9 protein-coding genes are annotated in these 11199 nt (G+C 31.5%); 2 read left to right on the top strand and 7 right to left on the bottom strand.

Going from position 1 to position 11199, the window contains the following annotated elements:
* Nucleotides 1-33: 33 nt before the first annotated feature.
* Complete coding sequence (locus tag FRY74_RS12300; RefSeq protein ID WP_147102039.1) at nt 34-297, top strand: hypothetical protein; 264 nt, start codon at nt 34-36, stop codon at nt 295-297.
* 42 nt (nt 298-339) lie between these two features.
* Nucleotides 340-597, top strand: a complete 258-nt coding sequence (locus FRY74_RS12295) for a hypothetical protein (RefSeq protein WP_147102037.1) — start codon at nt 340-342, stop codon at nt 595-597.
* A gap of 67 nt (nt 598-664) precedes the next feature.
* Here the strand turns inward: FRY74_RS12295 and FRY74_RS12290 are convergent, their stop codons facing one another.
* The 7 genes from FRY74_RS12290 to FRY74_RS12260 form a co-directional block, all read right to left on the bottom strand.
* Complete coding sequence (locus FRY74_RS12290) at nt 665-1882, bottom strand: bifunctional folylpolyglutamate synthase/dihydrofolate synthase (RefSeq protein ID WP_147102035.1); 1218 nt, start codon at nt 1880-1882, stop codon at nt 665-667.
* Nucleotides 1882-2664, bottom strand: a complete 783-nt coding sequence (locus FRY74_RS12285; protein ID WP_147102033.1) for a hypothetical protein — start codon at nt 2662-2664, stop codon at nt 1882-1884. The genes FRY74_RS12290 and FRY74_RS12285 overlap by 1 nt, the downstream gene beginning before the upstream one ends.
* A gap of 38 nt (nt 2665-2702) precedes the next feature.
* The gene (locus FRY74_RS12280) at nt 2703-3095 is read right to left on the bottom strand and encodes an ExbD/TolR family protein (protein WP_147102031.1); all 393 of its coding nucleotides are present in this window, start codon (nt 3093-3095) and stop codon (nt 2703-2705) included.
* Entirely contained in the window at nt 3095-3811 is a 717-nt protein-coding gene (locus FRY74_RS12275; RefSeq protein ID WP_147102028.1) for a MotA/TolQ/ExbB proton channel family protein, read from the bottom strand. Before FRY74_RS12275 ends, FRY74_RS12280 begins: the two co-directional genes overlap by 1 nt.
* A gap of 119 nt (nt 3812-3930) precedes the next feature.
* Nucleotides 3931-4974 carry a DUF4421 family protein gene (locus tag FRY74_RS12270; protein ID WP_147102026.1) on the bottom strand — a complete coding sequence of 348 codons (1044 nt, stop codon included), beginning with the start codon at nt 4972-4974 and terminating at the stop codon, nt 3931-3933.
* Nucleotides 4971-9983, bottom strand: coding sequence for a putative type IX secretion system sortase PorU2 (gene porU2, locus FRY74_RS12265; protein WP_147102024.1), 5013 nt, complete (start codon nt 9981-9983; stop codon nt 4971-4973). The genes FRY74_RS12270 and porU2 overlap by 4 nt, the downstream gene beginning before the upstream one ends.
* Nucleotides 9984-10040: 57 nt before the next feature.
* Nucleotides 10041-11135: a putative type IX sorting system protein PorV2 gene (locus FRY74_RS12260; RefSeq protein WP_449441493.1), complete on the bottom strand. Its 1095-nt coding sequence runs from the start codon at nt 11133-11135 to the stop codon at nt 10041-10043.
* Between the last annotated feature and the right edge of the window lie 64 nt (nt 11136-11199).

The raw sequence follows: 11199 nt of genomic DNA, 5'->3' as shown, positions 1-11199 counted from the left end.
TATTTGCATCAACCTAACTAATAAATAAAAAAAATGAAAAAATTACTTACAATGTTGATGGTAGCAGGTATCTTTAGTCTTGTTGCTTGTGGACCATCTGAAGAAGAAAAAGCTGCTGCTGAAGCAGAAGCTGCTGCAATGGTAGAAGAAATGATGGGTAGCATGGAAGAAGCAATAGAAGAAGTTGCTACTGAAGAAGTTGCTACTGAAGAAGTTGTTGAAGAAGAAGCTACTGAAGAAGAAGCTACTGAAGAAGAAGCTACTGAAGAAGAAGCTCACGAAGATCATGCACACTAATAAACAGTAATCAATAACCTAATAATAATAAACTTAATCAAAATGAAAAAGTTACTTACAATGTTAATGGTAGCAGGTATTTTTAGCCTTGTTGCTTGTGGACCATCTGAAGAAGAAAAAGCTGCTGCTGAAGCAGAAGCTGCTGCTGCTGTAAATGAGTTATTTGACTCAATGGAAGAAGCAATCGAAGAAGAAACTGCTGAAGTAGAAGCTACTGAAGAAGCTACTGAAGAAGTTGTTGCTGAAGAAGCTACTGAAGAAGCTGCTGCTGAGGAAACTCACGAAGAAGAAGCTCACTAATTTATATTAGTAGAAATAAAAAAGGGTAGAACTTAGTTCTACCCTTTTTTATTTCTTTAAATTTTACCTAAACGACCTCCGCAACAACAAAAGTACTACCTCCAACAAAAATTAAATCATTTTCAAGAGCTTCTTTTTTTGCAACATTTAACGCATTTATTACAGATTCACATTTTACATACTTTAGTTTTTTTGCTTTAAATAAAATTTCTAATTCATCAATAGCTAAGGCTCTTGGAATTTTAGCTTGACACAAATAGTAAGTAGCTGATTTTGGCAATAAATCTAATATGTTATCTACAGATTTGTCATTAACTACTCCAAAAACAAAGTGTAGGTTATTATAAGTTGTTTTATTCAATTGTAACACTATTTCTTTAACTCCTGCTTCATTATGTCCTGTATCGCAAATTATAAGTGGAGAATGGCTTATTGTTTGCCAGCGACCTAACAAGCCAGTATTTTTAACTACATTTTCTAAACCTCTCTCAATATTTTCAATAGCTATTTTCCACCCTATTTTCTTTAATTCAGCTAAGGTTGCTAAAACTGTTTTAACATTCTTTTTTTGATATTCCCCTTTTAAACTGGTTGCAATGCTATTCTTTATTTCATTATCAGCAAAATAGATAGGTGTAACTTTTTCTTTTGCTGTATCAACAAAAACATTTTTTACTTCATCTTGCGTCTCCCCTATAACTACGGGTATATTATTTTTAATAATCCCTGCTTTTTCGAATGCAATTTTAGGTAGAGTGTCTCCTAAAAATTGAGTATGATCAATTCCTATATTAGTAATTACTGAAACTTCAGGTTTAACTACATTCGTTGAATCCAATCTACCTCCTAGCCCTGTTTCTATAATTGCAATATCAACTTTATTTTTGGCAAAATAATAGAACGCTAAACCAACAGTCCATTCAAAAAATGAAAGGTTAATTTTTTCAAAACGAGACTTATATTCTTCTACAAAAAGAACTACATCCTCTTCACTAATCATTTCTCCATTAATCTTTATTCGCTCTCTAAAATCTTTTAAATGCGGAGAAGTATATAACCCAACCTTATAATCAGCTTCTTGCATAACTGAAGCCAACATATGTGAAGTAGATCCTTTACCGTTAGTCCCGGCAATATGAACACTTTTAAACTGATCTTGAGGGTTTCCTAGAAGAGCACAAAGCTTTATGGTGTTATCTAAGTCTACTTTATAAGCAGCATTACCAATTCTTTGATACATTGGCAACTGACTGAATAAATAATCGAGTGTTTCTTGATAGGTCATTAATTCAATATGAAAACAAATGTCATTTGCCCTTTTTGGTCTCCAATTAAATCTGGTTTTGCATTAAATTTTGTTTTTAATGCCGCATCTAATGCCTTTTTATACAACAAAGGACTTGTTGTTGTTGAACCTCTACCACCTGGAGTAGCTTTTATTACTTTTCCTGTTTTATCTACTACGATATCAACTACCACTTTGCCCTGCTCTTGAGAGTTATCATTAATTTTAGGTGTGCTTAACATACTTCTGCCTGCCAAAGAATAACTTACTCCATTACCAATTCCTCCACCTGTATGATTTGAACTATTTGGATCTCCATCTAAACTTCCTTGGTCTCCAGGATTTCCTGTTTCTCCTTCATTTGCATTACTTGATGAGCTATTGTTATTAAAGGCATTTAAGGCTTCTGATAAATTTTGAGATGTAGATTGCTCTTCAACTACCGTTTCAGATTCTTGAGTAGTATTCTCACTTGCATTTACATTTATTGTTTCTGTTGTATTTTGAGTAACCACTTGTTCTTCAGCAATATTAGAAGCAGTTGTTGTTTCAGCTTCAACATTTTCTTTTTCTATGTTTTCTGAAGTTTCAGTTGGGTTTTCTGGCTGAACATCTCCTGAACCTTCATCACTAGTCCCAAAGTTTATTGTTATTCCCTCCTCTGGAGGTGGAGGGTCTGGATAAGCCATTCCAACAAATAAAAATAACAAGAGTAATAGCGTATGAAACAAAATTGTTACAATTAAGCCTTTTCTACTATTATTATCTTGAATAACTTCCATTTAGTTTATAGATGCAGATATATTAGTTTTCCATAAAATTACTGTGGAGCAGTAGCTAATACTAACTTATATTTGTTTCTATTAGCAATATCCATTACTTTCACCGCTTCTTCTATAGGAACACTTTTCTCAACATGCAATATTATTCCTGGATCAACTTCGCCAACCAGCATTTGTTTTAAATTGGGCTCAATTTGATCAAAGCTTACTGCATCTTGATTAATGAAATATTGAAAATCTTTCGTTATTGAAACAGATACCGTTTGTTTACTTAGCGTTTTACTTGAACTTTTAGGCAAAAGTAACTTTAATGCATTTGGACTAATTAAGGTTGACGTAATAACAAAAAATATTAATAACAAAAACACTATGTCGGTCATACTCGACATATTAAAATTAGTACTTACTTTATTTTTTGATCGAATTGCCATTATACTGCAGGTTCATGTAAAATATCTAAAAATTCGGTTGTTCTAGCTTCCATAATGAAAACAATTTTTTCCATTTTAGCAACCAGTAAGTTATATCCTATATAGGCAACAATTCCAACTATAAGTCCTGCAACAGTTGTAACCATAGCAGTATAAATTCCTTCTGAAAGCATTTCTACGTCAATATTTCCACCAGCTGACGCCATTTTATGAAACACCATAATCATTCCTATTACAGTTCCTAAAAAACCTATCATAGGAGCTGCACCTGAAATTGTAGCAAGGGTTGATAAATTCTTTTCGAGTTTATTCAGTTCTAATTTTGCAGTATTTTCAACTGCAGTACCAATATCACTTAAGGGTTTTCCTATTCTACTAATTCCTTTTTCTATCATCTTTGCAACTGGAGAAGAATTGCTCTTGCATAAACTCTGTGCAGCATCTATCTTTCCATCCAAAATAAAGTCTTTGATTTGATTCATAAAATTTGCATCTTCTTTACTTGCTTTTTTAATTGACAAATAGCGCTCAACAATAATATAAACTGCTAATATCGAAAGAATTAATAGCGCAATCATAATAATTGCCCCTCCCACACCTCCTGAACTTACAAGCTGCCAAATAGTTAGTGTTTTTTCTTCTGAAACTACATTTTCTACTTCATTTAAAGCAGGAGTTCCAGCAACATTTATTTGTAATAAAAAGTTAGATAACATAATTATTTATTTAAATACTAAGCTAAAATACGATTATGGATGCTTTCGAAAATTGACCTCTCTTGAAATTGTAAACAGTAAAATGTTAGCTTTATTGTTTATTATACAAAGTAATTGAATTACTTGTTCTTATTTACATTAAAGCGCTTAGCTACAAAAAATTTAACATTACTAGTACTTGGACTAATATCGTATTGATTAAATTCAATATCAGCAGTTCTAATATATGAAGTAAATCCTGACAAGAAGTGCTTCCCCTCATACCCTGAAGCTACTCTTAAAGTTAAACGGGAAACTACTCCTGATTTTGTATCATTTTCACCATCACTATTAAATACTTTTAAATTTTTAGCCCCAAAACCTGGAGCTAATGATAGATTTATGAAGAATTTTTTCCAAAAAACTAAAGTATAAGTATAGCCAAAAGAAACCCCAAAGCTACTTGATGAAAAGGCCTTAATATCAAATGAATCAATAACATTTTTTGGTAAGTCCTTTGGAATAAAACTAGTTATAGAGTCCCTATCATAAGCTCCTTCTTCAAAACCTGCATAATCTAAACTATAATAGCCTCCAACCAAAAAACTACCTGCACTTTTCTTTTGCACAGTATTTCTAACATAAGCAGCTTTATACGAAAACTTTTTATGATTGAAAAAATAGTAACCTCCGACACCTAACGACGCAGATTGCATATATGGTAGTTGAGGAAACTCTTCTTTATCCCAAGTAGTAAATGCAGATGGATTTTCTAAATAAAACCCTTGATAATTTTGAAAAATAGCATCTACTCCAAACCTATTAGTATAAATATTAAATTGAGCATCAAACCTTCGGGTTTGACCATATTTTGAATTGCTCTCTGAACTACTAGGTAATCCAAAAGCTAAAGAAAGTCCAAACCATTTATAATTAACTCCTCCTCCCAAACTCGTTGTTGCTGCAGGAGCAAACTTTGCTTTTTGATTACTATTATTATTTATAATTTGAAGCTTATTAGATTTAATTGTAGTACCAAATTTCAACAATAATTTCTCAGGGTATTCTGTATAATAATCATTTATATCAGTTGAATCTGTAGTTAAAGTGAAATCGACTTGAGAATAACCCAAATTAATTAAACTAAAAATTAAAGTTAAAAGAAGAGTAATTCTTTTTATCATCTAAACAAGTACATTTTTCCAAGACCTTTCTTAAAGTAATTATCAGCACTTGTATCTCTATGATCAATATTATCTGAATCAATTTTTGTAAATACTTTATACAAGTATAATCCATTAGCTAATCTATCTCCATAAGTATCTGTTCCGTCCCAGGTAAATTCACTAATATTTCTACCTATTCTAATAGGACCAAATTCATCTTTATGAATTTCTCTTACTACTTTACCTGTAATGGTCATTATTTGTATTTTAAAAACTGTAGGAATTTCACTTCCTGTTAACGTAAAAACAAACTTAGTTGCAGTGGAAAAAGGATTTGGATAGTTTAAAATATTTGTAATGCTTGACTGATTAACAACTTCAAAATCGATAGTATAATCGACTCTTCCTGATTGATTGTCTGACTTATCATTTGCTTGTACTCTCAACTTATAAGTACCATCAACCGGAAAATCGCCTGGAAATATTATTTTAGATTTATTTTTAGGTAATGATGCTGGAATAAAACTCATTTTTTGAACACCTGACTGGTTAAAGTAAATTCGTTTTTCGCCATCACTTGGTCTTGTTAAATAAACAGAATAATCAGTTGTATCATCTAAGGCTAAATATTGATTTTCATCGGTTAGTTCTATTACTATTTCTGATTTTGGCGAAACAATATCTCCATTTAAAATATGAACACCATCGAAAGTAACATCTAAAATTGGATTAACATTATCCCTTCCCACATAAAAAGGAATTTCTGCAACATTATTAAAATGGTATTTTTCTAATTGATCATTATTTGGGTTTACATCTACCAATAACTTGTTCAAGCCTTGAAATCCAATTGTCGAAAACTGAATAGAAGCAATAATAACACTATCAACCAAAAGTGGTTTTTGTCTAGGATATGGTAAAGTATGAATATTATTATTTCTATCTAAAACGGAAAATGATATTAATAAACTATCCATATCAACATCACTAATATTTTTTATAACTATACTTAATTGTATATTTTCTCCTTCTTGAACAGTATCGTTATAAAACTGAAAATATATTTTAGGATCTAAAGCAGCTTCTGGAATATCGGCATAAGTAACTTGCCATCTATTTAATTGAGGAGCGGTATATAAAGAATCATCTGATAAAAATGCATTCAGTCTTAAATAAGGATAAACCGATGCATCTACATTGTCATTAATCAAAATATCTGAAGAGTCAGTTGGCAAGTTATTAATTAATAGTGTTTCATTACCTGCATTATCAACTCCAAAAACATTTAAAATAGAACTATCTTTTGATGGATATTCTAAATTATTTACTCTCCATGATAATGAGTCCCAACTTGTTGCTGGACCAAATGTTTCAGAATAAATATTAGCATAATTCGACGTGGTTGTTATTGTTTTATTTAACGTCATATAGTCTTGCTCTGTAGAGTCAGCTATTATTTCAATAGCTGAAGCTGGATTACCTTTTTGAGCAAATAAAATAAATGCCAAACTATCTTGTATTGCAGGCAAATTTATGGCTCCTAAATTCTGAAAGGCAGTTCTAACATCATTTGGTAAAGTAGCATAACTTGAAAATCCCGTTGAGTAAAAAGACCAAATAGCAACATAATTATTCTGAGGAATACTATCATTTAGCATATTAGCCAATGCCGTCATTTGAACAGGATCATTTTGTCTAAAAATAAAAAACCCAGGTTTTGTAATTCCATAATTCACATGCCCAAAATCCCTCTCATCTGATCGCCAATAATCAACAGACAAAGAATCCATAACAGCAACATGAATTGAACTGCTAGCCAACCACCCATTATTTCCAATTGTAAATCCATCAATTTTATAACCTATATCCCAAAATTCACTTAGTCCATTGGCCACCTTTGTTGTTACCTTTAATTCTTTAATATTGGGAACAAATTCAAATCTTCTTGTTGATCTATTATGTTTTAAAAATTGAAATTCGTCAGGTTCAAATTGAAAAAAATGTGCTTGCCCCCATCCAGATTTATCTTTAATATATTGAAATGACATCTTTCGCCAGCCATAACCAGTTGCATCAACAGAATCTTTTCCTACTCTCCAAAAATAAACTGTACTATCTGACATATTTTGCAATAAACTTGGCGACCATGATATTATACCCCCAGACTGATTTATGATTGTACTTTGCTTTAAAGGACTATTAAAATAATCTGTGGTATCAACTTCAAATCTATAATTCTTTGATGGTTCAAATGGTAATGCAGTAGATGCTGTTAATGTTAAGTTCTGGTTTGGAACAATTGCATATTTATAAGGAAAGATTGGAATAATTTCTCCTGACAAAATATTCAACTGTGTAGTTACTTGATTATTTGTTTCATGTATTTCATCAACTTGATTTAAAGCATCAACATAAACACTAAAAGTATTTGTTCCTAATCCCCTAATTACATCAACGGGCAATGTAAACGTAATGGTGTCTTTGTAATCTACACCAGGTATTGTCTTCAAATAAATAGTGTCATTAAATGATGAATTAGGAAATATTCGAGTTAACTCTACTATAATATTTGAGTTTGTTGATCTACCAAGGTTTGCAATAACAATATTGACTTCAAACGAATCTAAATCCGATGTTACAACTGACGGTGTAAAGTAAACCGAATTTTGATTAATCATGTAATCAGGTTTAGGAAAAGAATTAATTACCACAGAAGGGTCTCCATGTAAAGTCATTCCTAGAACAGTAGATGTAACATATATATTACTTCCAGCCCCCTGCACATACTCAATTGTATTTTTTATATGCTCGCCAACAGATCCTCCATAATTTTTATAACTTAAATTTTTATAAAACTCTGAAGAATAACTATTTAAATAAGAAGACAACCCAAAATCAACAGAAGCTAGAAAACCGATAACCCCCTTATCTTCAATTAACACATAGTCTTCGCTTATACTATTTGCCGTTGGCAAGTGAATATCTCCAGCCAAACAGGCATTCCCTAATAAAAATGGGTATTTCCCATTTTGTTCTGGCCAATTAGCAGCTTCATCAATATTTTGATCAAATCCTCCTGTTGCTGATGCATGACCAAAAAATGTCATTAGAGAGACCCCATTTGCAATAAATTGATTAATTGAATCCGTCATAGAGATTTGAATAGGCGCAGAAGTTGATTTTGCAAAAGAATAAACATCTCCCCCAAACAGCGTATCTTCAAGCGTGTTTTTAAATCCGTTTAAATAGGCCATAAATAAATTAGCATCAGAAATTGACTGTCCTCCAGCAAAATGTAATACCTTTTTCATCCAATCTGTTTCACCATTTGGCGAGGTAAGAGGGTTTGGAATGGGATTTTCATAATCTACAATTTTATTTAAATACCATTGCACTTCAGTTTCTGATAAAGCAGCTAACCTTCCCATAGGTATTGGTGATTGATGTATGGTTCCATTTAGGCCGGCAGTTAACATCATATCGGATGCAGGATGTCCAAATGAAGGCACTAAGTTTTTTTCAAAATTTAAACTACTATTTCTAGTACTAGTTGATTTTACTGATTTTCCTAATAAAAATAAATACTTAGGTGTTGAAGTCCAATTATCTAGAATAAAATCAACAAATCCTCTTATAGCATAAGGATGTTGTTCTATTCCATAAGCAAATTGATCATATAGTTCTTCAATATTAAAAACAACTGCATTTTCTGGATTATTAAAATTAGTTAACCTATATGCAGCATAGTTGTTTGCTTCATTTAACAGTTTTGGATGGGTAATGATAATAAATGCGGTATCTAGATTAATTGAATTATAATCTGTAAAAAACCCACTACCATTAACTGGCTCAATAAAAGAAACTGTATCTATCTCAGAAGCAAATCCGATTATACACTTTTTTTGATTTCCAGAGTTCGGAATTAAACAATTATAAGTTCCTCCGCTTTGGTTAACTTTAATTCGTTTTTGATTTGTTAAGTCATAAAAAACAATATTCCCTGAACCAGATAAATTAGAAAACTGATAATATGACTTAGGCTGACCTAAATCATCTTCAACAAAAAGGTTATCAAATAAATTCGCTCCATTTAAGTCGACTGAATGAGGATATTCAAACTTAACATATGCTATTGTTTGTCTATCTACAGTGCTCCCTAAATCATTTATACTTTTAAAACTTACATTGTTAGATAAATTAATTTCTGAAGTGGGAATACTAAACGAAATATCAATTTTCTCATACCCTTCATAAATCGTATCTAAAACCTGTGAGCCTAATTGAACTTGTAAATGATGGTCGTTTATTACCGGTGCATAATTTGATGCACCAAGCACAACTGCTGCTATATTTGCCGTTAATCCATTATCATAAATATTTGGCGTTGCAATCGTTTTAGTTCTAGTTTGCCCTAGACTAAAAACATTATCAAACCAACCTTCTGTAGGGTCGTAACCAAATAAATTTTCAGAAGCGCCTCCAATTACAAGTGTTTTACCTGTAAAATAAGACGAATGATAATCCTCTATATACTGCTTAGTGAAAAATTGTTTTGGTGTATAAGACAAATAATTTGTGTCATTTTCCAAAATTACCCTTGAATTTGTAATCGAATTATTCCAGGTAATAAAATAAGCAGCTGTATCATTAATTAAACTATAATAAGGGTTGGGATGATTTGATGATCCTCCATAAAAATCTTCATCAAACCAACCATCATTATGTTGAGCATAAAACTCTATAAAATCATTCACATCAAAAACACCATCATTTTCTCCTTCTATGTATAAAGGAATTTCTTGTCCTCTTCCAAAAATCTGAATATTTCTAGGGTCAATTGATGCTATTGGAATTCCAGCATTAATTAGCGAGGTTGCATCTATGCGAAACAGCCCGGTTTCAGCAATTTTAAACTTATAATATTGTTGAGAATAGTTAATCCAATTATTATAATAGGGTTGTGCAAAAAGCCCAAAAGAGCTTAGCATCAACAATAAAATAATATAATATGAATTGACTTTTTTCAAGTTAGATAGTTAAATAATTTTTAAATAGAAAATTACTTAATTATTCTGAGTTGATTTCTATTCAAAGCGAGCTTTAACATGGTTTGCTTTATTTATATCAAACCTCAACGAAAAAACATTAGAATATAAAGCTTCAGATTGATCTCCAATATCAGATAATGCATAATCAATAGCAATTCCCTTAAACTTAACTCCAACCCCAAAGTTTGGCTGGTAAGATATTTTTTCATTAGCATAAATATCCGTGACCTTTTGAAAGTTACCAACACCCAATCTTAGAAAGATTAAATCGTCGTAACCAACCTCTACACCCATATGAGGGTCAATACTAACAGGGTCTCCGGTTACTAGAACATTACGTTTACCATCAGTAGATAAATCAAAGTTGATTTCACTTAAAGCTTGGAACTTATTACTAATTTTTACCGTTTTGCTTACACCCAAAATAACTTTTGGCAATGTTACCTCCAAAGAATTTTGAGGTATTTCATTTCCTGTTGCTTCAAAAACATCAATAGTTTCTTCATCTAAAGAAAAACTCCATGCATTAAAAGTTGATGTAATATCTCTAGCCATAACACCAAAATCCCAACCTTTATAATGGTATTGAGCCCCTGCATCTAATCCAAACCCCCAAGCATTTGCAAAATCACCAACTTTACGGTAAATTATTTTAACATTAGCTCCATATCTTAATCCTGGTATTTTAGCTTTTCTCGCATACGAAAAAAGGAAAGCATAATCTGCTACTGAAAAAGAAGAAATTCTATCATAATCAATATTACCATCAGCATCAATTAACTGGGTTGTATTAGGAATATCATCAACTCCAAAACGAATTAAAGAAACACTAAAAGCACTAGAACTGTCAATTTTTGCAGCAAAAGCTCCATAATCATATTTTGCAATTCCAGCAAAATATTCAGAGTGCATTAAATCTACTTGAAAATCTTTATCAATTTTAGTTAATCCAGCAGGATTCCAATAACCAGAAGTAACATCATTTACACTTGTTACCTGGGCATTTGACATCCCTAAAGCTCTTGCTCCTACTCCTATTGATAAAAATTCATTACTAAATTTTGGAGCTGTAGTTTGAGCAACAACTTGCAACGAGCAAAACAAAATTAATATAGCTAAAAATCTATTTATCATTCATTAAAAATAAGCTGAAAATTAACAAAAATATGCCATAAATCGAATACAGCTATTTTAT

It is taken from the genome of Vicingus serpentipes, assembly GCF_007993035.1.
In the GTDB taxonomy this organism is placed as follows: Bacteria; Bacteroidota; Bacteroidia; order Flavobacteriales_E; family Vicingaceae; genus Vicingus; species Vicingus serpentipes.
Note: the sequence above shows the minus strand (reverse complement) of the source record. Positions and strands in the feature narration are given on the sequence as shown.